Genomic DNA, 26,477 nt, shown 5'->3' with positions numbered 1-26,477 from the left:
CGATCTAACGCAGCCTGTCGCTTCACTAAAAACACAACGAACTAACACCGGCACAGAGCCTTGAGAAAGTCATCTCTCCTCAGTCTTTCCTAAGCCGGTGACCACGCTGCCATATAACTGAACACATTGTTAAGCGTTCCTGTTTTCAAACCTTTTTAACAAGGCAATCCCGCTTAATTAAAATCGCTTGACGACTAAAAACACCCCAGCAGCCATAAGCAATAATCCAGCGAGTCGTTGCAGCGTAATAGAGTATTGAAGAGAACCTAACAAGCCAAAGTGGTCGATAACCGACATTGAAATAAGCTGACCGAGTAAAACAAAGCAAACCGCATTACCAATGCCAAACTTCGGTCCAATATAGGTAATACTCAGTGTGTAAAAAATAATAAAAACACCACCCAAATAATACTGAAAGGGTATCGACGCTTGAGGCAGAGAGTCTGGCAGCCCTTCAACAACAGACAAATATATAATGGCAAGGACAAACCCAACCACAAATAACACGACCGCTGCTAATGCAGGGCTTTGCATGCGTGCTCCTAAGCCACCACTTAATGCCCCCATAATTGGAATGCCGACACCCGCAATAAGCATGACAGACCCATACATAAAATTTTGACCTAAGATATTCATATTTCCCTTTAATTTTTAAAGTCGTTTAGTTTCTGCTGGACAAGTTTACCTTAACACCCGATAAGGTATGTCTCCGAAAAGTGTTGCTTATGGCAGCGTTATAAATAAGGAGCCATCTGGCCCCAACGGAACACCCAGCATTAACCACGCGCTCAACAACAAGCCCCAACCGAATAAAAAAGCGATTGAGTATGGCAGCATTAAAGTCATGATTGTACCAACCCCTACGCTGTTGTCATAACGTTTCATAAAAGCGAAAACCAACGCAAAATACGGCATTAAGGGCGTGATAATGTTGGTAGAACTATCACCCACTCGGTAGGCAGCCTGCACAACTTCTGGTGCCAATCCCAGCAACATAAACATCGGTATAAAGATCGGCGCCATAATGGCCCATTTAGCCGAAGCACTACCAATAAACAAATTTGCAAACGTACAAAAGAAAATAAAGCCTAGCATCAAGGGAACCGTTCCTAAGCCGCTACTTTTCAATACATCAGCACCGCTGATGGCAAGAATTAGCCCCAAGTTTGTCCAGCTAAAATAATTAACAAACTGAGCGGCGAAAAACATCAGCACGATATAGGTCGCCATCACCGCCATCGTTTTTTCCATACTATTAACCACATCGACGTGGCCTTTAAAACTGCCCGACACTCTGCCATAAATGGTACCCATCACGGCTGCACTTATCGCAATTAGCGCAATCAAACCCGACATAAAGGGTGACTTAATAATGCCGCCCGTTTCGGGATGTCTTAAAAAACCCTGCTCGGGTATTAATCCCCATAAAACAAACGCCACAATTAGCAACCCTGCAGCGGATGCTGCGCGTAGCCCTTGTCGTTCCTCATCGGACAGCGTGTCACTTAGTTCACTCTTTGCTTCCCCGCGATACTCACCCAACATCGGGCCAATATAACGCTCAGTAACCCAAGTGCCTAAGCTGGCAATCAGCAAGGTTGATACGGCAATAAAATAATAGTTGGCTGTCGCCGACACATCATAATTCGGGTCAATTAAATGCGCGGCCTCGGTGCTAATTCCTCCAAGAATCGCGTCGAATGGGCCGACTAACAAATTCGCACTAAAGCCACCTGACACACCGGCAAAACAAGCGGCTATTCCTGCCAAGGGGTGTCGACCCGCCGCAAGAAAAATCAACCCCGCCATCGGTATCATCACCACATAGCCTGAATCAACAGCTATGCTGGACAAGACCCCCGCCAGTACAACAATAAACGTTAAAAATTTAGCCGGTGCGCGCATCACCAACAAGCGTAACGCCGTCTGAATTAACCCAGATCGCTCCGCAATACCTAGCCCAAGCATGGCCACCAGAACCGGCCCTACAGGTGCAAAGCTCATGAAATTTGAAACCATTTTGCCGAGTATTAGATGTAGCCCTGCAATATTCAAAAGACTCACTACCTGAATCCGTTCGCCATTCACTGGGTGTAGCGCAGATAGCCCCAAACTGTGGCCTAACCACGATAAGGCCATAACCAGCACGCATAAGTAAATGAAGAGCATCGTAGGGTGCGGCAAAGCATTACCCCATGCCTCAATTCTCAGTAAGCAGCGTTGTGTCAACGGGCGTTTAGATTGTTCCATATTGAATCCTCAGTGCTCCTCAAGTTCAGCCTAATGTTTTTTATAAAAATCAGGCTTTCCTTCAGGGCGTGTTTTAAAGCGCTTATGCATCCAGAAGTAATCTGCTGGATGCATAAGCGTATTTTTTCTTCTAGCCAATCGCTCCAACGTTGCGTATCGGCCACATCATCTTCCGTAGGGTAGTTCTCAAGTACTGGCTCAAATTCAATCACTGAACCGTTATTTCCTTCACGGTAAGCACTAAACAGCATCACTTGAGCATTGGTTTGCCGCGCATATTGCGGAATACTCGTAATCGTCGCCGTAGGAATACCAAAAAAAGAAACGAAGGCACCTCTGCTAACACCAAAATCTTGGTCCGGTGAAATAAAAACCGTCCCGTTATCAGCCAGTTTTTCCAACATACGGCGAATATCCTTACGATGAAAAAGGCTGATGGGGTATTTCTCCACTCCTCTTTGATACAAGTTTGCTTCCATAACGGGGTTATTCAAACGCCGGTAAACCGCACTATAAGGTATTATCGATGCCAGTTTACTGCTGACTTGAAAAAGCGGCGTAAAGTGCCCGGTCACCAATAGAAGGGGCTTGTCCGCTGCCACAGCACGTTCAAGATGTTCTGCGCCTATCACTCTTGCCGTTGAGGTCATATCATCCGACTGCCGCCAAACCATATTCAACAAATCAAACAACATAAGCCCCGATGACCTTCGGTTATCTTGAACTAGCCGCTGTCGATACTCGTCTGATTCCTCAGCAAAACACAAATCAATATTGCGTCGAATAGTGCTGATGCGTCGGTTATCTGTACTGCCAAGCTTATTCGCAACCCAGTGTGCTACGCCGCGTTGCCACGAACGAGGCATCATTGCTAACAGCCAGGTAACACCAACAGCTAGCCAAGTTAACCAATATTTAGGGTGTAAATAATTTAACTTAAATTTTTCAGGTGACATAAAAAACATCTCTTATGTTCCGGTAGCCTTTTACACATACTATTAGCATGCCATAAAAGCATTTCAATGGATGTACCGTAACAATAAGCTCCGCAAAATTTAAGTTTATTTCATATCAACAAGCTGAAGCAAAGACTCAAGAGGGCTTTGATCAATACCCCATTGCTCAAACAGGGCAAACAGTTGCTTAATAGAATTAAATTCAATGCTCTCGTTATCTAACTCTAACAATAAGTGCGTTCCCATATCCTCAACGCCTTTGTATGCCAGCACATCACTCAATTGAGCCATGAAGGCGTTGTTTTTTTCTTCAGACAAAGACGACGGTTTTGTAAATAATATTTTCATTAGCTTCGATAAATCGTTTCAATTAAATGGTATCCAAACTTAGTTTTAACCGGGCCATGCACCGTTAATAATGCCTTTTTAAACACCACGTTATCAAATGCTTTTAGCATTTTTCCAGGACCAAACTCACCAAGGTCTCCACCTTTTTTTGCCGAATTGCATTGAGAATGTTTTTTCGCCAAACTCGCAAAGTCCGCACCATTCAATAATTGTTTTTTAAGTTTTTCGGCCTCTTCTTTGGTTTTAACCAAAATATGCCGCGCACAGGCTTTTGCCATTTATCTCTCCTTTATTTTTTTCTTCCACATTACATTGAGCGACACACCGACAATAATCAAGCCCGCACCCACTAAGGTCTCAACACTCGGGTATTCTTGATAGAAAATAATACCTAGCATTATGGCAAAAACAACCTGTAAATAACCAAAACTGGTTGCCCGAGCGGCGGCTTCAGTTTGCATGCTTTTAGTCAGCCCAACTTGACCTATTTGCGTTGCAACGCCTATCGCTAATAAATAGAACCACGTAATCCCCTCCGGCATCACAAAATTTCCCCACAATAAAACTATGCTCGCAGGCAAAGACAAAAGTGGAAAATATAAAATGATGACCAAGGGGTGTTCTGTTTTACTCAGCGCACGCACTATTGTATATGCCACCGCGCTACCCAACGCACCAGCAATAGCAACCATAACAGTGAAGCCACTAAAACTGACCACCGGCGAGGCAAACAAAAAACTTGGCTGTACAATTATCAGCACACCAACGAAACTTAATAAAATACAAATCAGCGTGCCTAGGCTTAGCCGTTCTTTTAAAAAGAAAAAGGCCAGCACAGCGGTGAACATAGGGTGTAAATATTGCAAAACCATCGCTTCTGCCAACGGCATGTGGGTAATCGCATAGAACACACAAATTAAAGCGGCAAAGCCAAATAACCCGCGCGCTATTAACAAGCCTTTACGCTTACCTAGCAGATCAACACCAGCGCTTCTAAGGCCTACATAGCTGATAAACAGAGAAACCACCGAGCGCGCCGCTACAATTTCTAAAACGGGTATTCCGCGATCCCCCGCCAGCTTTACGAATAACGCCATAATGCTGAATGCCAAGGCACTCAAAATCATATAGCGAATACCCACAGGAATAGATAAAAAAGCGTTAATCGTTATCTCCAAAATTAAAAAACGGGGGGGGGGGTACTACAAACAAGATTAGAGATTAGCTTATCGCTCCTAAAACCCTTAATACCGACATATTCGTCCACCCACGAGAAGCAAGTTTTCCAAGGTCGACACTAAAATTCAAAATTCTCTATATTTTACTCGTCACACGTTCATGATGGGGATTGTCAATCGTGTACTTCACAAGGGTCATCTTTGCACTCATGAACCTCAATAGTGACGTGAGATAGTCGATCAAAGTCCGCCAATAGTGCCTTGTAATATTCCGTTGGTTTCGGACTGTCCGTCACCAATGAAATGATTGCGGCATAATGGCTCGCGCTAATTCTCCAGATGTGAATATCGGCAATGCGATTATCCGAGTCTCGCTCAATACTTTCTTTAATCGCTAATTTGTATTGCTCGTCAATACTACCATCTAGCAAAATTGGACTTGTTTGTTTTACCAAGCCATAAGACCAACGCGTGATAATGATCGCGCCGACGACGCCCATCACAGGGTCAAGCCAAGACCAACCAAAATACTTTCCTGACAGCAGCGCCACAATAGCCAGCAACGACGTTAATGCATCCGCTAATACGTGCATATAGGCTGCTTTTAAATTGTGATCATGGCCGTGATCGTGTTCGTGTGTATGTTCGTCCTTCAATAGAAGCGCACTGATAACATTGATGAGCAAACCAAGAACCGCCACGCCAATGGCCGCATCAAACTGAATCATTTGTGGCTCAATAAGTCGGTGCAAAGATTCAACTAGCATCAGTAAGGCTACAACCGCCAAAGCGACAGCACTGGCAAAGCCACCTAAAACACCTACCTTGCCCGTGCCAAAAGAATACGCCCTACTATGCTTGTGCTTACGCGCATAACGATAAGCGTATATGGTGATTAAAAATGCAGCGACGTGCGTCCCCATATGCCAACCATCTGCTAGCAATGCCATTGAGCCAAAAACACTGCCCGCTATTATCTCTACCACCATCGTAATGGCTGTAAGGATTAAAACGTATTGTGTACGCCGTTCACCCTGACTATTTTTAATAGAAAAATCGTGATTGTGCTGTAAATTTTCTAACGTATGTAAATGCATCTCTATTTGCTTTTTAGTTAACCTAGCGATTCATTCTGGTTAAAAGAAACAATGCAGCACATAAACTCTAGCAATACGCTACTGCCCAAAAGAACCGATACTTGTCAATAATATCAGCATTCGCACTGTTGTTCATATCAGGCTAGCTTGAATTAAGCCGTGTCGGCTGCGCCTAAAGATTGCTGAAACTAGCAACTCAGTGGTCGTTTTCTATACCGGCCCACGCCATTGCTAATGGCAAACCTTAGCCCGTTTTTGCCCTAAGCCGTACAACATATTTTTCAAACTCAACGAGAAACAAGACGGAGGAGGCAACAATGACGATCCGCAACCAGGTGTTGAGGTCAATTGCCGCCGTGCCAAACAATGATTGCATCGGCGAAAGGTAGGTGAATCCCACTTGAAAAATAACCAGAATAACTATCGCTATCAACACATAACGGTTACCGGTAAACCCTGCCCAACTAAGTACAGGTGCTGTGATATAACGAGAATTAAACAGGTAAAAAATCTCGAACATAACCAAGGTGTTAACGGCGACTGTGCGCGCATATTCAATACTAACGCCCCTTTCCATCTCCCAAATAAAAAGTCCGAAAGTTCCTAACATTAAAATAATCGAGACAAACGCAACACGCCAAATTAAGTGCGATGTCAGCATCGGCTCGTGAGCATTGCGTGGTGGACGCCGCATAACATTGTCTTCGGGCGGTTCAAATGCCAGCGACAACGCCAACGTAACAGCGGTCGCCATGTTCACCCAAAGTATCTGCACCGGCGTTAACGGCAGTTGATGAAAGCCAAATAAGATAGCGGCTAAAATAATCAGTGCCTCACCCCCGTTGGTCGGCAAAATAAACAAAATAGCCTTCTTCAAGTTATCGTAGACAGTACGGCCTTCCTCTACTGCATGCATGATGGATGTAAAGTCATCATCAGCCAGCACCATTTCTGCGGCTTCCTTGGCCGCCTCAGTGCCGTTATGGCCCATCGCAGTGCCTACGTCAGCACGTTTCAAAGCAGGCGCATCGTTAACCCCGTCGCCCGTCATCGCAACGATTGAGCCTTGCTCCTGCATCAGTTTGACTAAGCGCAACTTATGCTCCGGATTAACACGCGCATACACATCGATATTTTGCACCTGCTGCCGCAGTTCACCTTCATTCATTGATTCAAGCGCCTGCCCCGTCAGCGCCTCAGCCGTATTAACGAGATTGAGTTTGCGAGCGATAGCAAGGGCGGTAGCACCGTGGTCACCTGTGATCATTTTCACTCGAATACCGGCTCTATCACAGGCTTTTACTGCCTCAACAACGCCATCGCGAGGCGGATCTATCAAGCCAAACATGCCCAGCATGATCAACCCGTCATCTACATCGCTAAACGTTAACGTCATTTGTTCGTTGTCTACTGGCTTAAAGGCTATCGCTAAAATGCGCTGACCGTGCTGCGCCATCTCTTCGATACGGTTTAGCCAGTACGCCCTATCTATTGGTTCTTCCCCAACAAGCGTTCTTTGTTGCACACACATCTCCAGCACGCGTTCGGGCGCGCCTTTCAAAAATATAAATGCCTCACCACTGTGACTATGATTAAGCGTCGCCATAAAACGATGCTCTGACTCAAAAGGAATCAGATCGGTGCGTGGGTATTGTTTAGCCTCTTCCTCAATATCCAACCCCGCTTTCAAACCCGCTACGAGTAACGCCCCCTCCATCGGGTCGCCGTGGACAAGCCACTCATCCTTTCCTTGTTCTAGAGACGTCTCATTGCAGAGCACCGCAGCCCTAATCGTTTCCCGCAGGAGTGGTCTTTCCTCTGGTAGTACATCTCGATTCGACAGTGAAATTGCGCCATGGGGATCGTAGCCAGTGCCAGCCAACTCAAAAACGCTATTCGTGGTCGCTATCACACGAACCGTCATTTCATTCTTAGTCAGCGTGCCTGTTTTATCTGAGCAAATAACCGTCACTGCCCCCAATGTCTCAACCGCAGGAAGCCGTCGAATAATGGCATTACGCCGTGCCATGCGCTGCACACCAATCGCCAACGTAATCGTCATAATCGCCGGTAACCCCTCAGGAATTGCCGCCACCGCCAAGCTGACCGCAGCAAGAAACATTTCTGCTACCGCATAATCACGCACCAACGTGCCAAAAACAAAAGTAACAATGGCAATAGCAAGAATGGCTAATGTAAGCCAACGACTAAACTGTGCCATTTGACGAAACAGCGGCGTTGTCACTGACTCCACTTCTGACACCAACGTGCTGATCAAGCCAATCTCAGTGCGTGCGCCCGTCTCAACCACCACCCCTCTGCCTTGGCCATGCGTTACTAGCGTGCCAGAAAAAGCCATGCAACGACGGTCGCCAATCACCGCACCATGCGCAACCGGATCGGTCACCTTTTCTACCGCCATCGACTCACCCGTCAACACCGATTCTTGAATTTGCAGCCCCTTAACATGCAGCAACCGAAGATCTGCCGGCACCTTATCACCGGGTTGTAGCAAAACGATATCACCGGGCACTAACTCTTCAGCACGAATCATCTTTTGCCGGTCATCTCGTAACACCATGGCATTTGGGGAAAGCATTTGTTTTATCGCCCGTAGAGCATCCTCGGCCTTCCCTTCCTGTACGAAGCCAATAAGCGCATTGAGAATAACCACCGCTAGGATGACACCGGCATCCACCCAATGCCCCAGCATAGCCGTAACAATGCCTGCAACAATCAATACATAAATCAGTACATTATGAAATTGGTAGAGAAACCGCCATACAGGACCGCGTGTTTTAGCCTCAGGCAGGCTATTTTGGCCATACCGAGCTAGCCTGTCATTCACTTCTTGTAAAGACAGACCTTCTGTTGTCGTGTCGAGTGACTCTACGACCTGTGCGATGCTTTCAGCATGCCAGTTTGCTGGGCTCTCAGCCTGCGTTGGTTGATCCTGAAACTTTCTAAAGTATTTAAATGCCATATAAAACCACCATTTATCTTCGTGTTTTGTGTTGGCTAAAACTCAAGTCTTAAGTGTATAACGTTTTATATAAGACACGCTCATTTTTGCATCTGTACTTAAATTTTTATTGACGAGATATATTGTAAATTGACCTATAGACCAACTAAACTGGTAGCAGATGGAGAAGGAAAGTTACCATTTAAACAGGATTTGAAAAAGGCCGAGACATGGACTCAAATCAAGCCATTACGCTCATTAATACCATTGGTGTTGCTGCCTGTTTTGGAGGGTCGCAAGAAGCCTGCGACAACGCGCCTTACGTTATTCGCTGCTCACCATTTCAAGATTATTTAAGCCATAAAAACCTTGAGTTATGCTGGAGAAAAATCATAACCGCCGTTGATTGCCCTGCAAACTCGCTTAGTTGTCTTCATGAAATAAATCATCAAGTGGCTTCTTTAACGTATCAGCATACGTTGCAAAACGTCAGTAATAACACCGCAGATCGACCATTCCTCGTTGTCGCTGGTGATCACTCAAGTGCTATCGGTACGTGGTCTGGCGTAATACAGGCAATGCCAACAAAAACTCTGGGGCTTATCTGGATAGATGCGCATCTTGATTCGCATACGCTGGATACATCGCCATCGGGGAATTTGCACGGTATGCCGCTATCGGTTCTGCTGAACAAGGCTGATAAAAACTTACAGGCAACGTATCCGCAACTACCGCTAAATCAACACACCGAACACCCTTATTTACTGGGTGAGAACCTATCACTTTTAGGCGCACGTAGTTATGAACCAGAGGAACTCGTATTACTAAACAAGGCAAATGCGAGCATCTATAGCATGCAACAGCTGTTGCACAACATAGCGCCATCCCAACAACTCAACAACCTTGCTGAAGACTTGTTAACACGATGTGATGTGCTTGGCATCAGCCTAGACCTAGATGCTATTACCCCTGAAGATGCACCCGCTGTTGAAACACCCGAGAAAGATGGAATTGCGGGAGCTATGCTTATTTCTATGTTTAATAATTTTACTTATAAAAACAAATTAGTTGGCCTTGAAATCAGTGAGTTTAATCCGAGCAATGATATCGAGCAGAAAACCGAAAAACTGATTCTTCGGTTGATCACGGCCCTGTTTGATAACTAGCCTTTAGCGCTCTGTTTTCAACAAACTAAATAAATCTTTTGCGTCATCCAATTGAGGAATCAAATCAATGTCTTTGCCCACGTTCATCTCTCTGGCTAATTGGTAAACCAACTTTAAGATAGAAAAATCTTCGAGCGCAAACCCGACCGCGTCAAAAAAGGTCATCTCGTGATCGTTTAACCTGCCTGATTTTTTCCCCGTGATAACTTCCCAAAGTTCAGCATGAATCAACGACTCGTTGCCCTGTTGTATTTCCCCTTCGACTTTACTTTGCGGAACATACTCAACCACCACTTTGCATTGTTGCAGAACGTCCAATGAAAACTCTGTTTTCCCCAAACAATCACCGCCCATGGCATGAATATGCACGCCCTGCTTCAGCTGCTCAATGCCAAACAATTCCACCTGTTGTTTAGCTGCCGTCGCGGTGACAATAATATCGGCAGAAGATACCGCCTCAGCCACGCTTTCACACCGTACAAGCTCCACAGCAGACGCTGCCATATTTTTCTCAAACTTATCCATCGCGCGCGGGTCAATATCGAAATAACTAATCTGTTGAATAGGGCGCTGCGCCAGCATCGCATATGCCTGAAACTCAGCCTGCGCACCGGTACCAATAAGCGCCAAATGCCGACTATTTTTTCGCGCCAAATACTTTGCCCCCAACGCAGCAGTCGCCGCCGTTCTCAGTGCGGTTAATAAGGTCATTTCACACAACATTAACGGATAACCATGTTGAACCTCGGCCAACAGACCCATTGCAACCACGCAAAGCTTGCCCTCGCGAGTATTAGCGGGGTGCCCGTTCACATATTTGAAACTATAAAACTCATCATTCGCGCAAGGCATTAACTCAATCACCCCATGCGGGTAACTGGTCACGTGCCGAGGCGATTTTTGGAATGCTTCCCAATGAGAAAAGTCTTGCTCCAACAGCTGAAGCAATTGCAAATTAAAACGCTCCAACCCCGTTCGGGAAATAATTTGCGTTAGCGTATCAACATCAATAAGTTTCATATTTATACGTCCGAAAAACTAATAAATATTAAAGGTGATGCCTCAGCATACCACCTCATTGGTTCAGTTATTTGATCAAAAAATTCGTGCAAAATTCATTACCAACAAAAACAGAACTTTTTATTAGATGCACAAGGGGCTAGTTATAAAAAATGAGCCGCCTAAACCCTTTATGCTACTTAACTTTACTCTCGCTAAAATAACGATGGAAAGGGTGGCAGCAGTGATTCCATTTGTTTTTTTGCCATCAGCTTATGTTGAATAGCCCACTTTACTGGCGGGATATTGTTGCTTAATCGTAAAACAGCCTTTCTTAAAATGGTTGCCGGAAAACTATCATTAGTGAACAAGTCCACCACCATATTTGTACCGTGATACAAGGGGCGCGTAATGAGCATGTGCTTACGCTGATAGGCTTTTAAAACATCATCAGAATAAAAATCACGGCCTTTTTTCTTCGCTTGAATAAGCTCCGTAGCCAATATTTCTTGACCACTTAAACCCAAATTAAAACCATGCGCGGTAACGGGGTGCATACCCACGGCTGCATCCCCAATTAATGCAAAACGTTGGCTAACAAATTTATTAGCATGTACGCCGACCAAGGGATAAGAATATCTTTTATCTAACTGAGTCATTTTACCTAGCTGCGAGTTTAAGCGCTTTTCCATATCAGCATTAAAGGTTTCATTGCTCATGCCCAAGACAGTTTTCGCTTTCGTTGATGGCAAGGTGATAACAATAGATGAGGTATTCTTTGGCATCGGTAAGGCAGCCAAAGTTTGCCCATAATGGAAGCACTCAAATGCAGTATTGTTATGGCTCAATGCATGCTCCATTTGGCAGACAATGGCAGTGCGGCCAAAGTCATGTGAATCGGTTGAAATCCCCATTTGCTGCCTGCTTAATGAAAACCGCGTGTCCGCAGCCACAATAAGAGATACCTGAAAAGATGTGCCACCCTTTAATTGAACCGTTCCAGCTTGATCATTCGTGCTGACACAACTTACTTCGGTTTCATCCATCAAGGTGACATTATCAAGCGTATTAAACTCTTCAAAAATGGCTTGGCGAATAATGTGGTTAGAAATTAGAAAGCCCAATGAGGTATCTTTTTTGGGGGCTTCGAACCGTAAAACATAGGGCGAGTCGCCATCAATTACTTCAGCGTGCTTTAGTGGTGAAATGTTGGCGTCTTTAATACGCTGCCAACTGCCTTGTTTCATCATCACGTCACGTGAGAAATGGGTTAAGGCAATATCTCGCCCATCATTGTTGGGTGTGGCTAAATCCGCTTTACTTTGCTTTTCAAGCACCAGCAATTTCAAACCGCTATCCTTTAACGAACAAGCGAAACTTAAACCAGCAGGGCCAGCACCAATAATCGCAATATCAAAATCCATCAGCATCATCCAAGTCGTAAAAAAATTATTCTAAGCCTCAAACTTGATCTGTTTATTGAGCTATATCATGAAACAGTGAGGGAAGTTAAAACGATGTTATGTACTGCCTTAACCCCTAGATTGTTTGCTTTTATAATGCGCGCTTTCTCACTCTCGATACAGCACCATGAAAAAACCCGAATTACTCTCGCCAGCCGGATTAATTAAGAATATGGATTTTGCCTTCGCTTATGGCGCTGACGCTGTTTATGCGGGACTACCTCGATACAGTTTGCGCGTACGTAATAATGACTTTCGACTACCGAACCTAGAAGCCGGCATTAATCGAGCCCATGAACTGGGAAAAAAGTTTTTTGTTGCCACCAATATTCTGCCGCATACCGCAAAAATCAAAACCTTTATGAAGGACATGGAGCCTATTATTGATATGAAACCAGATGCGCTGATTATGGCGGATCCTGGGCTGATTATGATGATCAAAGAGCGCTGGCCCGACGTGCCTATTCATTTATCGGTACAAGCCAATACGCTCAACTCGCCGTCGGTTAAGTTTTGGCAATCTGTAGGTATTGAGCGCATCATTCTTTCTCGTGAATTATCACTCGATGAGATTGCGACCATTCGTGACGATTGCCCTGATATCGAACTTGAAGTCTTTATTCACGGTGCTTTATGCATTGCCTATTCAGGCCGTTGCCTGCTCTCTGGCTATTTTAACCACCGCGACCCCAACCAAGGAACTTGTACCAATTCTTGTCGTTGGAATTACAAAGTCAGCAATAATGATACGGACAGTAGTATTGAAAATACCGGCGTATGGAAGCCAGGTGATATTGAGTTGGCTTCGCAACAATATTTACTGGAAGAACAAGGTCGACCTGGCGAGTTTATGCCCATTGAAGAAGATGAACACGGCACCTACATTATGAATTCACGAGATTTACGTGCGGTTGAGCATGTTCATCGTTTGGTAGACATGGGAATTGATTGTTTAAAAATTGAAGGACGTACCAAGTCTTTTTACTACACGGCTCGTACTGCACAAATTTATCGCCGTGCTATTGATGATGCCGTCAGCGGCAAAAAGTTTGACCCCAGCTTGATGTATGAACTAGAAAACTTAGCGCACCGAGGCTATACCGATGGTTTCTTTGAAATACACGCACCACAAGAAATGCAACGCTACCGCGACAGTAGTTCACGTAGTCAACGGCAGTTATTTGTTGGCGAAGTGATAGAAACGGACACTGAAAAGAATTCTGTGTTGATAAATGTAAAAAACAAGTTTTCAATCGGTGATAATTTAGAATTAGTGACTCCCAATGGCAATATTTCTTTTCAACTAAACAGCATGACGGATAAGAAAGGCCAGCCGATAGAATGTGCGGCAGGGAGTGGCTATCAAGTATGGTTACCGCTAGATATACCCGTTAAAAATGCAGGTTCTTACCTTTTGTGCCGGCATTTAGATGAACAAAGCGCTCGTATTGACCGCTAACGTAACGATGTCGTTTAAATGAAAAATAGGCCGTTTTTAGCCCTTATTTTTGTTCTATTAACTGCCTTATTTCTTCAGCAAGCAAAGGCCGAACCAAGCGAGCTACTTCCTCACCGTTATGTATTTTAATGAGTGTTGGCCAAAGCTTTACTTGAAATGCGCGCCCCAACCTTTTGCCTTTTCCATCATATACTTTTAAGTGCGGTAGGCTGTTATGCCCTATCAGGGCTTCTTCCACGGCGGCCTGTGCAGCCTGACAATGCCCACACCACGGCGCGCCAAACTCTAGAAGAGCACCCCCGACTATGTCACGAACCTGTTCATGAGTTAGAGCATCTTCAGCATAATGTGGATTAAATTCCGTAGGGTTGGCTTGCATCATATTTCCTGTGAATAGTCTTTACAGATAATAAACAATTAACCTGTGCTGGAGGGAGATTACTGGCGTTAAATAATCTGTGCGTGCATCACCTAAATCAAGCGAACTTATCTCCAAGTTCGCATTGAATTTAACAACCATGTAGGTGCTCGTGTTTCTAATCCGGATCGTTATTTAGGGAATATTATTATATTTATTTTAGTGATACTATCTTTGGCGTTACTAATTAAAGTGTATTGAGTTGACTGCACCGGATGCGAGTTCATCGCGCTTTAATAAGTGAGCGTTCTACCCCACCATTTTAGCAGTACAACTTATGACTATCGGAGAGCCATATGCGTAGATTTCTACTATCACTGATGATAACCACAATACTGACCCCCGTAACTGTCGTCGCGGCAGAGGAAGCCGCACTGGCTGTGTTAGTACCGGGTAGCGGCACCTATAGCCGCACTATTTCTACCGACTCAAAACAAGCTCAGACGTTTTTTGACCAGGGTTTACGTTTGGCTTGGAGTTTCTTTTTTCCAGAAGCCATCGCCTCTTATCAGGAAGCCGCTCGCCTTGACCCCAAGAGCCCCATGCCACATTTTGGCCTTGCACACGCCATCGGACCCAACCCGAATAGTCGTTACAGACAAATGCCAGATGACCCCAAGGGGACAGGCCTTGCCGCTATTCTCAAGGCGCGGGAACTAGCCGATAACGGAACACCGAAAGAACGAGAGCTGATTAACGCGTTATTTGTTCTTTATGACAAACATTCAAATCCCGACCGAGTTAAGCGTGACTTCGCCTTTCTAGATGCCATGCGCCAGCTACACAAGAAATACCCCGCTGACGCCGATATCGCCACCATATTTGGCGAGTCTTACATGAACACCACGCGCTGGGACTACTGGAAACCGGACGGCACAGCAAAATCCGGCACCGCAGAAGCCCAAGCCGCCTTTGAAGCAGCGATGACTGCCGAACCTGGTCACCCCGGCGCTAACCACTTGTATATTCACTTGATGGAAGCGTCGACACAGCCCGAACTCGCACTGCCCTCCGCGCAAAAACTCGAATCCATAGCACCTATTGCCGGGCACATGGTACACATGCCAGGGCATATCTATCTGCGCGTAGGTGAGTATGAAAAGGCGGCACGAAGCAATGAACGCTCCCAAATTGTTGACAAACAGTTTGCAAAAATCTGGGGAGACACCAATTTTCCACTAATCGGCACGTATCCACTGTCACATAAAATTCACGCCCCCCACGCGCTCGACTTTGTCCGCTTTGCCAATACCTTACAGGGCAATTATGCAGCGGCTTCCCGTGCAGCCAAAAAAGGTGCTAGCAATTCAAGCGCAGACCCCGCAATGATTAACCGTGGTCAAAAACGCATTGCTCAAAACTGGATAGTTGAAAAAATATTTGGTAAGTGGGACGTTATTTTGAACACCAAAGAACCGCACAACGAAACGCCCTACCTAAAGGGCATGTGGAGCTATGTCAAGGGTAGTGCTTTGGTCGCCAATGGGCAACTTGTTCAAGCAGAAGCGGAGCTGGAAAACATTCGTCAACAAATTAACGCTGATGGCGTGAATGACACCGGTGTCGACCCAACACCCGCATCACACCTGCTCAACTTAGCGGCTAATGGTTTACTCGGAGAAATTCGCGAAGCACAAGGCGACCTCAAGGGCGCGATAACAGCCTTTACAGCAGCCGTGCAGTTAGAAGGCAACAATAGCTATATCGAGCCGCCCGATTGGCCACAATCCATGCGCCTGTATTTGGGTGCAGCGTTACTGGCAGCAAACCGCGCCGAGGAAGCAGAAGCCGTGTACAGAAAAGACCTTGAATGGAACCAGCAAAGTGGTTGGTCAACCCTTGGGCTTTACCAAGCGATACAAGCTCAAGGTCGTACAGAAGAGGCTAACATACTGAAGCGTCAGCTTAAGTCCTATTGGCGTAATGCAGATACCAAGCTGAAACGTTCGCACTTATAGTATTTCATAAAAACCACCTATAGGATTCTGCTCGGTTAATAGCGTCCTTAATATGTCACCGCGCTGGCTTATAACCAGCGCATAAACAGCACCTCTGGAGCCCAATAATATGAACACTAAAATCAAGTCCTGTTTAGTATCTTCCGCATTGGCGGCAAGCCTTCTCATATCGAGCCAAGTCGTTATTGCAGACGTGGACCTTGGGCAGAATAATTGGGTTTGGGGCAAAGACGACGTGCTCGGTGCCGGCAATTTGATGACCGCCAACAGCATTAAAGCTGCCCTAACAGCCGTTGAAAGCGGCAAAATTATCGAGCTCTCCCACGACGTAGCCATGGGTGCGCCCTATATTGACCCGATTCAAACGCCCTACGTAATGACGCTGGCGCGCACCTCAAAAAATGTGGAAAAGTTTTTACGCGAGAAAATGGGGGCAACCAACAAGGTAGGGTTTTATTTGGAACGCATTGAAATGACCACTCACGTCAGCACTCATATTGACGCGCTAGGTCATGTCACTATTGCAGCAGAACAATACAACGGTTTCGACCGAGAGCAAGCCGCCTCCGATATTGGCCTAAATCATAATGGCATCGATAAATCACCGCCTTTTATCGCCACCGGCATCCTCATTGACGTGGCCGCGTACAAGGGTGTAGAGAATCTTGAAGCCGGTTATGCCATCAGCCCTGCAGACTTACAAGGCGCACTAAAAAAACAAGGTACTAGCATACCCAAGGGAGCCATCGTCTTTATTCACACCGGCTGGGGTAAAAATTTCATCGCCAAGCCACAGCATTACGCTCATACAGGCCCCGGCATTGGACTGGCCGCGTCAAAGTGGCTAGCCGCAAAAAGTGTCGTCGCTATCGGAGCAGACAACATGGCACTGGAAGTGATGCCAGGAGAAGACCCGCAAGTAATATTTCCCGTACACCAACACTTATTAGTTAAGCAAGGAATATATATCGTCGAGAACGTAAAAACGGATGAACTAGCTGCACAAAAACGCTACACAACCACGACCATAATGTTACCGACTAAATTTAAAGGGGCGACAGGAACACCGCTAAGAATCATTGCTCTGTACTAGGGAAGTCAGGGCTAGCCGGTTTGCCTTATTATTGCTCTCGTTAAATATCAAGCTGGCTGCCCTAGTTATTTCATCAGGTTTCGCCCTGAAGGGCGAGCAACTCTTTTGTCTTTAGCAAAAAAGAGTAACCAGAAAAGTGCCACCCAAAATACTCACCTACGGCTCCCTCAGAACAGTTAATTTTTATAAGCGCTGTGAAACTTGCCCTAAAAAGCAAGGGTTCAATCAACCACAACGGAAGGCCTTATAAAAACCAACTTTTCTTCGGTGAGGCTTATAGGAAAAAAAGGTCAACATCGGCAAAGCAATTCGCTTTTTCAACCCCTTTATCGCGTTTAAAATTCTGAAACGTTTCGGATCAGTAGTCACCTCTGTTTCAGCTTAGCGCAGGCCCGAAACCATTTAGAATATTGCGATTAGGGTGCCTATAATTATGGATATTATTTAGTCGGTTTTTTTAACAGCCAAAAGTCAAAATAGCCTGATACGACGAATATAATTGGAAAGGTCACACCTAATATGGCCGTTGCAACCCATAGCTCTAATGCCCACCCTGCTGCCGGCCCAGATATTAACTCATGACCAACAAACCATGTAGAGGCAAATTTATACAGTTGATACATGATGAGCGCCGCAATAATAGCGCAAGCCATTAAGGCAAAGCCTCTAATCGGCTGTTTTAAGTTAGGGAATAAACCGAACTGCATCATGTTATTGACTAAAAAGCTGCCGAAAATCATGCAAACAGGCACTTGAATCATATAGCTAACCTCTTCCATTTCAATAATGCTGGTAAAAAACCAACGAATTAAAAATGCTAATACAAGTACATATACCGTTCCCACTAAACCGAAAATTGGTTGTGGTTTACCTGCTGACAGTTTTTTTATAGGCAAAAAGTCGAACAATGAATGAACCACAATGACTCCCGCTGTTGTCACTGCGAACGTCATCGCTACCCATGAATTGAATAGCCCTTTAGGATCTATTTCTGGATGATACATTGGGTGAACTATTTCACCATTGGGGGTGGGTATATGCGCTAAAGCCGTGTAATCAAAAAATATTAACCAGACAATATAAGCAACCGCATAAGTAGCTAATAAAGTAAGTAAGCCGAAAACTAGCGGGTTTTGACTTAATAATCTAAAAGGCCAACATTGCCATAGTGGGACGAGCCACAAAGTAACCACAACCGTTAATATTATGTATTGAATAAACATCGGTGTATCACCAAACCCTTGCCCAACAAGGCTAGACAAGATGACCGTAAAAAATACACCAGCAGCTATCGTAATAGCTGTAAAGGCCAAACCTTTGTAAGGTTGCGATAGGCTCCCCACTGCTGTTGGTAGTTTGTTATGCCACAGTAGACCTAAAATCATTTGTGTTGGTGTAGCACACATAAAGGCGATACCAACCCAGCCTATAAAAAAGTGTTCCTCAAATGGCAAAATACATAATGCAGCAATGGCTAAGACGATGATTATCCCGATAAATCCTGTGATAAGTACCGACGAAATAGGCTGCGTTGTTGCTTGATCAGACACGAATACTCTCCTTCTATTATCTTATTTATCTTTGTGAAGCGGTGACGATAAACCATTTAGGTGAGAATTTGAACATTTGTTAGATTTAAAAGTAGAAAAGGCTCTAAGGAAACACCCTTAGAGCCTGTCAGTTTGTAAGCTTTTAGAAAATCAACCGAGTCTGGCCTCTTTGATTCTATTACTCTCGTTAAATATCAAGCTGGGTGCCCTTGATTATTTCATCAGGTTTCGCCCTGAAAGGCGAGTTACTCTTCTGTCTATAGCAACATAAAAAGTAACCAGAAAAGTGCCACCCAAAACCCTCACCTACGGCTCCCTCAGGACAGTTGATTTTTATACCCGCTGCGGGACTCGCCCTAAAATTTCTAAGGGTCAGCCAGCTAAGTAAATTACTCTATAACGTGCGCAACATAAGCCATGTTAAATGCTGTTTCTTGAAAGACTTTTAATCCTGTTTCGGCAAAGCTAATGGGTAAGCGATTTTCCGACAGTGCTAATTTAATATCCTTTTGCGACAAGACCATCACATCAATACCTACAATAAGTTGAATAGCGGCCTCTAACTTAAAACCGATGGCACCACCGGCAAATTTTCCCTTTAGCGCGCGCTCTTTAATGGCAACCTTTTCAACACCATAGTCACTCATCAGTTTTGAAAAGGCCTTTTGAAACTGCTGTAAGTCGTCCCGTGTGTGAGCTTTCGGCAAGCTCAACTTACGTACTCTGCAATCGGGTAAATTAAATTGCTGATGCTCTAAATGAAGTAAACAAATAACCGCGTCATTACCGGACAATTCTACACCACAAATTTTCATTTATATTCTTTGCTCAATCTGTATCAATTTTTATAAAAACTAAAGAAGCAATTCATGTCGGTTAAAACATAAACTGCGACTAGCATACCTAATATTTACTAAGCCCATAAATCTGATGGGGCCTTAAGTTACGACTAATGTATAAGCATAAAGTGCGAGTTTCTTATTCTCAACACTACCCGCCTACTTCCAGGCTTTCTCTATTACCTATAAACTTCAAATCACTAAGGTACATAGAAGGTTAATGGTAACCCAATGTAAACGAAAAAGAATTTAAACCTTCGAAAGCCTAGTGACCAAATGATTTTGACTATACTTAATTATTCAATCATCTTCAAAAGGTTCCGCCTTTGCGAGATAAAGCGCAAACAGCGTGGCAAGCACCCCGGTTAATAAATAATAGCCGGCAAATTCTAGTCCCAACCAAATGGTTAAACTAATGGCTATGATGGGTGCAAATGCCGCCCCGAATATCCAACTCAAATCTGTACTCAAGGACACGGCAGTGAAACGATATTCTTTTTCAAACCGGTGAGGCAACGTACTACTCGACTGACCAAAACACAGGCCAAACAGGCTAAAGCCAACCATCATAAACAACCACGTGTTAGTCAAAAAGTTTTCCATAAAGAAGCTGAGGACACCAATCATTAGCGCAATTACGATTAAAAATGGCCTGCGTCCAAAGCGGTCCGTCAAAATACCCGACATGACACACGTCAATACAGCCACCACACAGCCAGCCACTTGTATGATTAATAAGTCTGGCACTGATAGCTCAGAAAACAGCTTTAAATACCCCAGTGGGAAAATGGTAATAAGGTGTAATAACGTGTAAGAAGCCATTGGTAAATAAGTAGCTAAGATAACTTCTCGCCAGTGGTTTTTTAGAACATCTAACGCAGGCGTTGCACGCAAAAGGTGGCGCTTAACTGCGTTTCTGTATCCCTCTGTTTCAACCAAACGTAAGCGAGTAAACAGTGCAACCACTTGCAAAGACAACACAACAATAAATGGGAAACGCCAGCCCCAATCAATAAATTCCGCCGGTGTCAGGTACTCAATTAATACGTAATAAATAGACGCTGCAATAGCAAATCCAATGGGCCCGCCTAATTGAGGAACCATTGCGTAGCGCCCTCTCTTCTTTTTAACCCCATTCATCAACATAATCATCGGCAAACCATCTGCCGCCCCGCCGGAACCGATACCCTGTCCGATACGCGCAACGCAAAGCACTATTGGCGCAATCATACCAATCTCTTCGTAACCGGGTATAAAACCAATGATGATGGTCGAAGCACCTAGCAAAAACATAGCTACCGTAATTCTCACCCCACGACCCATTTTCATCTCAAGTGGACCGAACACTAATCGTGAAAAAGGTCGCGCGAGAAAAGCCAGAGAGAATATAGAAAATGAAATTAGTGTCCCTGTCTCCAAATCATAATTCGGGAAAAACACCTGCGGAAAAACTAACGCGCTGGCAATAGCAAAAACAAAAAAGCCAAAATATTCTGACACCCGCGTCATGATAACTGTCGAGACTATTTCCTGCGGTCTCAACACCTCCGAATAAGCTGGAGACAAATCATCGTTTTCAATATGCGTACTTGTATTCATTTAAAACACTCTAGCTTCAATCTTAGATTATGTTCAATGATATTCTAGATTCGCTATTCGTGCACCAAGCATTAACTGATTTACGAAAATAACTGACATTAGCTGTAGCCATCGCAATAATTATCTATCCCACTAATAACGCAACTCAATATATATGGCATTGTGAGAGAATTTGATTATGTGCAATAGAATAATATGTAATATAATATTTTCGAACCTCACCCCACCTATCATTGATCGATAATCGAAAGATTTGGGCTACTTAAATAATTAAAACATTGGGCCCTCGAGCAAATTTAATATGGAAATAAAGCTGTTTTCGATAAAGAATAAATTTGTCGCAAGGTGTCTATTGTTCATCGCTACGCTCGCGCTATCAGGTTGTGACTGGGTCGTTATGAACCCTTTTGGCGACATTGCAAAGCAAGAAGCATTTCTTATCAACATTTCGACCTTACTAATGTTGATTGTGATTGTTCCAGTGATTTTTCTTACCATCTGGTTTGCTTGGAAGTATCGCGCATCTAATAATGATGCAACATACGAACCTGAATGGCATCACTCCGCGACCCTTGAGACCATCATTTGGACAGTACCATTAATTATCGTCCTTATTTTAAGTGGCCTTACATTTGTGGCCACCCACCGCTTAGACCCTTACCTACCTATATCTAGAATTAGCGAAGACAAGCCCATTCCTGAAAATACGAAAACCCTCATCATTGAGGTCGTCGCCCTAGATTGGAAGTGGTTGTTTTTCTATCCCGAATACGGCATCGCAACCGTTAATGAAATTTCCGCGCCGGTTGACCGCCCTATCCAATTTAAAATCACCTCTGGGTCGGTCATGAACTCTTTTTACATACCAGCACTTGCTGGGCAAATTTACGCCATGTCCGGTATGGAAACTCAAATGCACGCGGTGATTAATGAAGAAGGTGTCTTTGATGGGTTTTCAGCTAACTATAGTGGTCACGGGTTCTCAAAAATGCATTTCAAGTTTCATGGCCTAAACACAAAAGGCTTTGAAGAATGGGTCGAAAAAGTACGTTCATCAGAGAATGAGGAACTTGCCAGTGACACCTTCCTAGAATTGGAAAAGAAGACCGTAGGACATCGCATTACCTACTATGCTGATGTTGAAGAAAACCTATATCACGATATTTTAAACCGTTGTGTTGCCCCTAAAACAACCTGTATGGACGAAATGATGCATCAGGATAAGCACCGAGCGAAACACGCAGTGAAGCACGAGGAAAATTAAACACGCATGTCAAAAGATTACGAAGCTATTTACGCCGATGACCGCTGGTCTCCAGTATTCGGTAAACTGTCTTGGGACGTTATCCCTTATTATGAGCCTATTCTCCTAGCGACCTTTATTGCAGTCGTCATTGGGGCCAGTGCATTAGTGGGCTTTATTACCTACAAAAAAGCTTGGGGCTATTTGTGGAGCGAGTGGATTACTAGCATTGATCACAAGAAAATTGGCATCATGTACATGATTCTTGGCATCGTCATGCTAATACGTGGCTTTGCTGATGCACTCCTGATGCGAGCTCACCAATCCATGACTTCTAGTGGCGGAGAGGGTTTTCTCGATGCGCACCATTACGATCAGATATTTACCGCACATGGCATGATCATGATCTTTTTTGTCGCCATGCCATTTATTACCGGGTTTATGAACTACGTCACACCGCTACAAATTGGTGCTCGCGATGTTGCTTTCCCTTTTCTTAATAATTTCAGCCTGTGGATGACCATCGGTGGCGCTATTTTAGTTAACGTTTCCTTGTTTATTGGTGAATTCGGGCAAACTGGCTGGCTCGCCTACCCACCATTATCGGGCATTCAGTTTAGCCCTAGCGTTGGCGTTGACTATTACATCTGGGCCTTGCAGATTGCAGGCGTAGGTACAACACTGTCCGGCATCAACTTGTTAGTAACCATTGTAAAAATGCGCGCACCCGGCATGACTTACATGAAGCTACCTGTATTTACTTGGACTGCTTTATCTACCAATGTACTCATCATTGCATCATTCCCTGTATTGACGGCTGTACTCGCTTTATTAACCATGGACCGTTATTTAGGCACTCACTTTTTTACCAACGACCTTGGCGGAAACGCCATGTTGTATATCAACCTGATTTGGATTTGGGGTCACCCAGAAGTTTACATTTTGATTCTCCCTATATTCGGCATCTTTTCTGAAGTTGTTGCCACGCACTGTCGTAAACAAATTTTTGGCTATGATTCAATGGTTTACGCCATCGTGGTTATCATGATTTTGTCTTACGTCGTTTGGTTGCACCATTTCTTCACGATGGGTTCCGGGGCTAGTGTCAACGCATTTTTCGGTATAACGACAATGATCATATCGATCCCAACCGGCGCGAAGATATTCAACTGGTTGTTTACGATGTATAAAGGACGGATCACATACGAATTACCGATGATGTGGACAATTGCCTTTATCATCACCTTCGTTATTGGCGGCATGACCGGTGTGTTACTGGCTGTGCCACCAGCAGATTTCGTGCTACATAACAGCTTGTTTTTAATCGCGCATTTCCATAACGTTATTATTGGTGGTGTTGTCTTTGGCGTCTTCGCGGGCATTAACTTCTGGTTCCCAAAAGCCTTCGGCTACCGTCTGGACCGTTTTTGGGGCAATGTTTCTTTTTGGGGCTGGGTCATCGGCTTTTATTTAGCCTTTATGCCGTTGTATATTCTAGGATTGATGGGCGTTACTAGACGTCTAAGTGAATTCCCAGACACGACCCTCAGTGCTTATTTCAATACGGCTTCTGTGGGCGCGATTTTCATTACTATCGGAATCATCGCCTTCTTTATCCAACTTTACGTTAGTTATCAGAAACGCGATGAGCTACGAGACGATAACGGTGATACGTGGAATGGCGATGGACGCACATTGGAGTGGTCTACCTCATCTCCACCACCACAATATAATTTCGCATTCACCCCGCGTGTACATAATTTCGACACTTGGTGGGATATGAAAAAACATGGTTATGAACGCCCTGTAGATGGCTTTAAAGCAATCCATATGCCTAAAAACACGGGTGCTGGAATTGTTATCGCCATGCTATGTACACTCATGGCATTTGCCTTAATTTGGCATATTTGGTGGCTTGTCATCGCCTCTTTTGCCTCCGTCATTGTTGCTTCTATCATTCATACCTTTAATTACGACCGTGATTACTACATTCCTGTAGAAGAAGTTGAAGCCACCGAAGCTGAGCGGACCGAGCAGCTAGCAAAAGGAGGTTTGTCATGAGCACACCTACTAGCGATCAAGTAGGCACCGCTCCTATGTTTCATATGGAAGAAGAGCCGCATCACTCGCCTGGAACCTTGCTTGGGTTCTGGATTTATTTGATGAGCGATTGTCTGATATTTGCCATTTTATTCGCCACCCGCGCGGCGCTTGCGCCAAACTATGCAGGCTCTCCACTTCCTAAAGAAGTTTTTGATATTCCGCTGATTCTTATTTCAACGTTCTGTTTATTATTTTCTTCAATAACATACGGTTTCGCTGTATTACAAATGCAGCAAAACAAGCTCAAAGGAACCTTATTATGGCTTGGGGTTACTGGGGCTTTAGGCGCAGCCTTCATTGGTATCGAATTATACGAGTTCGCTCATTTAATTCATGTTGGCGCTTCACCTCAATCAAGTGCGTCTTGGTCTTCATTTTTCGCACTAGTTGGCACCCACGGTTTGCACGTACTTTTTGGTCTGGTGTGGATGGTTGTATTAGTAGTTCAGGCAAAAAAATACGGTTTAACCGTCGCTAATAAACGACGTTTATTTTGCCTAAGTATGTTCTGGCACTTTCTTGATCTCATTTGGATTGGTGTTTTCTCAATCGTTTATTTAACTGGAGTCGTGTAATGAGCACTCACCAAGATATTGACCAGCACGTTGAAGGTGCGCCACACGCTAGTATGAAAGAGTACATGATGGGCTTTGGCTTATCTGTTGTACTGACGGTAATCCCTTTTTGGCTAGTGCTTGGTGACGTTATTGAAAGCCGCGGACTCACCATTTTCCTCATCATCGTGTTTGGCATCTTACAAATGCTGGTACACATGATTTACTTCCTGCATTTGAACACAAAGTCAGAAAGTGGCTGGGTCGTCATATCCTTGGCATTCACCGTTATGCTTGTAGCCATCGTCATAGCTGGATCAGTATGGATTATGTATCAGCTTGATCTTAATATGATGCCGATGATGAAAGACGCTGTTAGCACATTATCCTAGCGGCTCGGTTAACTTAACTAATAAGCGGCTCAAATTTGAGCGAGCAATCAAAACAAGCTTTTAACTTACCAAAGTTACTCATTTTAGGTACTGTCAGCTTATCCATAATAGGCCTAATATTGCTCGGTAATTGGCAGCTTCGTCGCTTAGATTGGAAACTCGCTTTAATTGAACGCATTGAAAGTCGTGTTTCCGCTGCAGCAACCATCGCTCCAAAGATCAACGACTGGCCAAGCATCACAAGAAAAGCAGATGAATACCGCCATATCACCATCCAAGGACGCTTTTTGCATGACAAAGAGGCCTTGGTTTGGGCATTAACTGAACACGGGAATGGCTATTGGGTCATCACTCCACTTTTAACACCCGACAGTGAAATAGTACTCATCAATCGCGGCTATGTACCCATTGAAGCAGCAGACACAGCAACGCGTGAATCAGGACAAATCAATGGAAATATTACTGTCACTGGCCTACTCCGGATAAATGAGCCAGACGGAATAACGCTACGTAAAAATGAGCCCTCAGCCGAACACTGGTATTCACGAGATATCTTTGCAATTGCGCAGACACGCGAGCTAAAGAATGTCGCACCCTATTTTGTAGATGCTGATGACACAAAGAACCCAGGTGGTCTACCTGTTGGTGGCTTAACGATAATTGATTTCCGAAACACCCACCTGATTTATGCAATATCTTGGTATGCTCTGGCGATATTACTAGCCGCGATGACCTTACGCGTACTCTGGCTTGAACGCCGTTCACAGAAAATTACATAAATACTATACCCTTTTGCTTATTAACTAATAAATCGGCTTAATTATGAACACAGGTAATCCATAAATATTTC

General features: G+C 44.4%; 23 protein-coding genes. 9 read left to right on the top strand and 14 right to left on the bottom strand.

The annotated features are described in order from the left end of the window. Positions 1 to 177: 177 nt before the first annotated feature. The 8 genes from AB1Y31_02635 to AB1Y31_02600 form a co-directional block, all read right to left on the bottom strand. Positions 178 to 636, bottom strand: coding sequence for a DMT family transporter (locus AB1Y31_02635; protein MEW4982064.1), 459 nt, complete (start codon positions 634 to 636; stop codon positions 178 to 180). Positions 637 to 723: 87 nt separating this feature from the next. Then, entirely contained in the window at positions 724 to 2,250 is a 1,527-nt protein-coding gene (locus AB1Y31_02630; protein ID MEW4982063.1) for an AbgT family transporter, read from the bottom strand. Continuing rightward, positions 2,226 to 3,206: a lipid A biosynthesis protein gene (locus AB1Y31_02625; protein ID MEW4982062.1), complete on the bottom strand. Its 981-nt coding sequence runs from the start codon at positions 3,204 to 3,206 to the stop codon at positions 2,226 to 2,228. The genes AB1Y31_02630 and AB1Y31_02625 overlap by 25 nt, the downstream gene beginning before the upstream one ends. A gap of 105 nt (positions 3,207 to 3,311) precedes the next feature. Further along, entirely contained in the window at positions 3,312 to 3,554 is a 243-nt protein-coding gene (locus tag AB1Y31_02620; protein MEW4982061.1) for a hypothetical protein, read from the bottom strand. Continuing rightward, positions 3,554 to 3,832, bottom strand: coding sequence for a peptidylprolyl isomerase (locus AB1Y31_02615; GenBank protein ID MEW4982060.1), 279 nt, complete (start codon positions 3,830 to 3,832; stop codon positions 3,554 to 3,556). Before AB1Y31_02615 ends, AB1Y31_02620 begins: the two co-directional genes overlap by 1 nt. Next, positions 3,833 to 4,681 carry a DMT family transporter gene (locus tag AB1Y31_02610; GenBank protein ID MEW4982059.1) on the bottom strand — a complete coding sequence of 283 codons (849 nt, stop codon included), beginning with the start codon at positions 4,679 to 4,681 and terminating at the stop codon, positions 3,833 to 3,835. Between the two features lie 224 nt (positions 4,682 to 4,905). Further along, a complete protein-coding gene (gene dmeF, locus AB1Y31_02605) occupies positions 4,906 to 5,829 on the bottom strand; it encodes a CDF family Co(II)/Ni(II) efflux transporter DmeF (GenBank protein ID MEW4982058.1) in 924 nt (307 codons plus the stop codon). Positions 5,830 to 6,073: 244 nt separating this feature from the next. After that, a complete protein-coding gene (locus tag AB1Y31_02600; GenBank protein MEW4982057.1) occupies positions 6,074 to 8,812 on the bottom strand; it encodes a cation-transporting P-type ATPase in 2,739 nt (912 codons plus the stop codon). Positions 8,813 to 9,021: 209 nt separating this feature from the next. Between AB1Y31_02600 and AB1Y31_02595 the strand changes: the two genes are divergently transcribed. Then, the gene (locus AB1Y31_02595; GenBank protein ID MEW4982056.1) at positions 9,022 to 9,957 is read left to right on the top strand and encodes an arginase family protein; all 936 of its coding nucleotides are present in this window, start codon (positions 9,022 to 9,024) and stop codon (positions 9,955 to 9,957) included. 3 nt (positions 9,958 to 9,960) lie between these two features. Here AB1Y31_02595 and AB1Y31_02590 read toward each other — a convergent pair whose 3' ends face one another. Continuing rightward, positions 9,961 to 10,977, bottom strand: a complete 1,017-nt coding sequence (locus AB1Y31_02590; GenBank protein ID MEW4982055.1) for an ornithine cyclodeaminase — start codon at positions 10,975 to 10,977, stop codon at positions 9,961 to 9,963. A gap of 194 nt (positions 10,978 to 11,171) precedes the next feature. Continuing rightward, positions 11,172 to 12,380 (bottom strand): 5-demethoxyubiquinol-8 5-hydroxylase UbiM, encoded by a 1,209-nt coding sequence (gene ubiM, locus AB1Y31_02585; GenBank protein ID MEW4982054.1) that lies wholly within the window; start codon positions 12,378 to 12,380, stop codon positions 11,172 to 11,174. A gap of 166 nt (positions 12,381 to 12,546) precedes the next feature. Here ubiM and yegQ point away from each other — a divergent pair, with 166 nt between their 5' ends. Then, positions 12,547 to 13,878, top strand: coding sequence for a tRNA 5-hydroxyuridine modification protein YegQ (gene yegQ / locus AB1Y31_02580; protein MEW4982053.1), 1,332 nt, complete (start codon positions 12,547 to 12,549; stop codon positions 13,876 to 13,878). A 43-nt stretch (positions 13,879 to 13,921) separates the two neighbouring features. On the opposite strand, the gene AB1Y31_02575 is transcribed toward yegQ, so the two are convergent. Beyond that, complete coding sequence (locus AB1Y31_02575; GenBank protein MEW4982052.1) at positions 13,922 to 14,260, bottom strand: thioredoxin family protein; 339 nt, start codon at positions 14,258 to 14,260, stop codon at positions 13,922 to 13,924. Positions 14,261 to 14,592: 332 nt separating this feature from the next. Here AB1Y31_02575 and AB1Y31_02570 point away from each other — a divergent pair, with 332 nt between their 5' ends. Together AB1Y31_02570 and AB1Y31_02565 are read left to right on the top strand one after the other, a co-directional pair. Next, complete coding sequence (locus AB1Y31_02570; GenBank protein ID MEW4982051.1) at positions 14,593 to 16,254, top strand: hypothetical protein; 1,662 nt, start codon at positions 14,593 to 14,595, stop codon at positions 16,252 to 16,254. A 109-nt stretch (positions 16,255 to 16,363) separates the two neighbouring features. Further along, complete coding sequence (locus tag AB1Y31_02565; protein MEW4982050.1) at positions 16,364 to 17,347, top strand: cyclase family protein; 984 nt, start codon at positions 16,364 to 16,366, stop codon at positions 17,345 to 17,347. A gap of 440 nt (positions 17,348 to 17,787) precedes the next feature. Here the strand turns inward: AB1Y31_02565 and AB1Y31_02560 are convergent, their stop codons facing one another. From AB1Y31_02560 to AB1Y31_02550, 3 genes are all read right to left on the bottom strand, one after another. Next, positions 17,788 to 18,897 (bottom strand): hypothetical protein, encoded by a 1,110-nt coding sequence (locus AB1Y31_02560; protein MEW4982049.1) that lies wholly within the window; start codon positions 18,895 to 18,897, stop codon positions 17,788 to 17,790. A gap of 389 nt (positions 18,898 to 19,286) precedes the next feature. Beyond that, entirely contained in the window at positions 19,287 to 19,712 is a 426-nt protein-coding gene (locus AB1Y31_02555; protein MEW4982048.1) for a DUF3010 family protein, read from the bottom strand. Positions 19,713 to 20,036: 324 nt separating this feature from the next. Continuing rightward, positions 20,037 to 21,335 carry an MFS transporter gene (locus tag AB1Y31_02550; protein MEW4982047.1) on the bottom strand — a complete coding sequence of 433 codons (1,299 nt, stop codon included), beginning with the start codon at positions 21,333 to 21,335 and terminating at the stop codon, positions 20,037 to 20,039. A gap of 301 nt (positions 21,336 to 21,636) precedes the next feature. Here AB1Y31_02550 and cyoA point away from each other — a divergent pair, with 301 nt between their 5' ends. From cyoA to AB1Y31_02525, 5 genes are read left to right on the top strand one after another with little or no spacing between them, the layout of a single operon-like run. Beyond that, positions 21,637 to 22,599: a ubiquinol oxidase subunit II gene (gene cyoA, locus AB1Y31_02545; GenBank protein ID MEW4982046.1), complete on the top strand. Its 963-nt coding sequence runs from the start codon at positions 21,637 to 21,639 to the stop codon at positions 22,597 to 22,599. 6 nt (positions 22,600 to 22,605) lie between these two features. Beyond that, positions 22,606 to 24,639 carry a cytochrome o ubiquinol oxidase subunit I gene (cyoB, locus tag AB1Y31_02540; GenBank protein MEW4982045.1) on the top strand — a complete coding sequence of 678 codons (2,034 nt, stop codon included), beginning with the start codon at positions 22,606 to 22,608 and terminating at the stop codon, positions 24,637 to 24,639. Beyond that, positions 24,636 to 25,256, top strand: a complete 621-nt coding sequence (gene cyoC / locus AB1Y31_02535; GenBank protein MEW4982044.1) for a cytochrome o ubiquinol oxidase subunit III — start codon at positions 24,636 to 24,638, stop codon at positions 25,254 to 25,256. The genes cyoB and cyoC overlap by 4 nt, the downstream gene beginning before the upstream one ends. Further along, positions 25,256 to 25,627 carry a cytochrome o ubiquinol oxidase subunit IV gene (gene cyoD / locus AB1Y31_02530; protein MEW4982043.1) on the top strand — a complete coding sequence of 124 codons (372 nt, stop codon included), beginning with the start codon at positions 25,256 to 25,258 and terminating at the stop codon, positions 25,625 to 25,627. Before cyoC ends, cyoD begins: the two co-directional genes overlap by 1 nt. Before the next feature lie 35 nt (positions 25,628 to 25,662). Continuing rightward, on the top strand, positions 25,663 to 26,406 hold the full coding sequence (locus AB1Y31_02525) for an SURF1 family protein (protein MEW4982042.1): 744 nt from the start codon (positions 25,663 to 25,665) through the stop codon (positions 26,404 to 26,406). Positions 26,407 to 26,477: the final 71 nt, after the last annotated feature.

Origin of the sequence: Cycloclasticus sp. (assembly GCA_040743155.1) — a bacterium.
Lineage (GTDB): Bacteria > Pseudomonadota > Gammaproteobacteria > Methylococcales > Cycloclasticaceae > Cycloclasticus.
The sequence above is the reverse complement of the archived record's forward strand: the minus strand, read 5'-3'. Positions and strand labels throughout refer to the sequence as shown.

Coding starts and splice junctions, on each gene's coding strand:
- AB1Y31_02635 (MEW4982064.1), bottom strand. CDS start 636: ATGAATATCTTAGGTCAAAATTTTATGTATGGGTCTGTCATGCTTATT.
- AB1Y31_02630 (MEW4982063.1), bottom strand. CDS start 2,250: ATGGAACAATCTAAACGCCCGTTGACACAACGCTGCTTACTGAGAATT.
- AB1Y31_02625 (MEW4982062.1), bottom strand. CDS start 3,206: ATGTCACCTGAAAAATTTAAGTTAAATTATTTACACCCTAAATATTGG.
- AB1Y31_02620 (MEW4982061.1), bottom strand. CDS start 3,554: ATGAAAATATTATTTACAAAACCGTCGTCTTTGTCTGAAGAAAAAAAC.
- AB1Y31_02615 (MEW4982060.1), bottom strand. CDS start 3,832: ATGGCAAAAGCCTGTGCGCGGCATATTTTGGTTAAAACCAAAGAAGAG.
- AB1Y31_02610 (MEW4982059.1), bottom strand. CDS start 4,681: ATGATTTTGAGTGCCTTGGCATTCAGCATTATGGCGTTATTCGTAAAG.
- dmeF (MEW4982058.1), bottom strand. CDS start 5,829: ATGCATTTACATACGTTAGAAAATTTACAGCACAATCACGATTTTTCT.
- AB1Y31_02600 (MEW4982057.1), bottom strand. CDS start 8,812: ATGGCATTTAAATACTTTAGAAAGTTTCAGGATCAACCAACGCAGGCT.
- AB1Y31_02595 (MEW4982056.1), top strand. CDS start 9,022: ATGGACTCAAATCAAGCCATTACGCTCATTAATACCATTGGTGTTGCT.
- AB1Y31_02590 (MEW4982055.1), bottom strand. CDS start 10,977: ATGAAACTTATTGATGTTGATACGCTAACGCAAATTATTTCCCGAACG.
- ubiM (MEW4982054.1), bottom strand. CDS start 12,380: ATGGATTTTGATATTGCGATTATTGGTGCTGGCCCTGCTGGTTTAAGT.
- yegQ (MEW4982053.1), top strand. CDS start 12,547: ATGAAAAAACCCGAATTACTCTCGCCAGCCGGATTAATTAAGAATATG.
- AB1Y31_02575 (MEW4982052.1), bottom strand. CDS start 14,260: ATGATGCAAGCCAACCCTACGGAATTTAATCCACATTATGCTGAAGAT.
- AB1Y31_02570 (MEW4982051.1), top strand. CDS start 14,593: ATGCGTAGATTTCTACTATCACTGATGATAACCACAATACTGACCCCC.
- AB1Y31_02565 (MEW4982050.1), top strand. CDS start 16,364: ATGAACACTAAAATCAAGTCCTGTTTAGTATCTTCCGCATTGGCGGCA.
- AB1Y31_02555 (MEW4982048.1), bottom strand. CDS start 19,712: ATGAAAATTTGTGGTGTAGAATTGTCCGGTAATGACGCGGTTATTTGT.
- AB1Y31_02550 (MEW4982047.1), bottom strand. CDS start 21,335: ATGAATACAAGTACGCATATTGAAAACGATGATTTGTCTCCAGCTTAT.
- cyoA (MEW4982046.1), top strand. CDS start 21,637: ATGGAAATAAAGCTGTTTTCGATAAAGAATAAATTTGTCGCAAGGTGT.
- cyoB (MEW4982045.1), top strand. CDS start 22,606: ATGTCAAAAGATTACGAAGCTATTTACGCCGATGACCGCTGGTCTCCA.
- cyoC (MEW4982044.1), top strand. CDS start 24,636: ATGAGCACACCTACTAGCGATCAAGTAGGCACCGCTCCTATGTTTCAT.
- cyoD (MEW4982043.1), top strand. CDS start 25,256: ATGAGCACTCACCAAGATATTGACCAGCACGTTGAAGGTGCGCCACAC.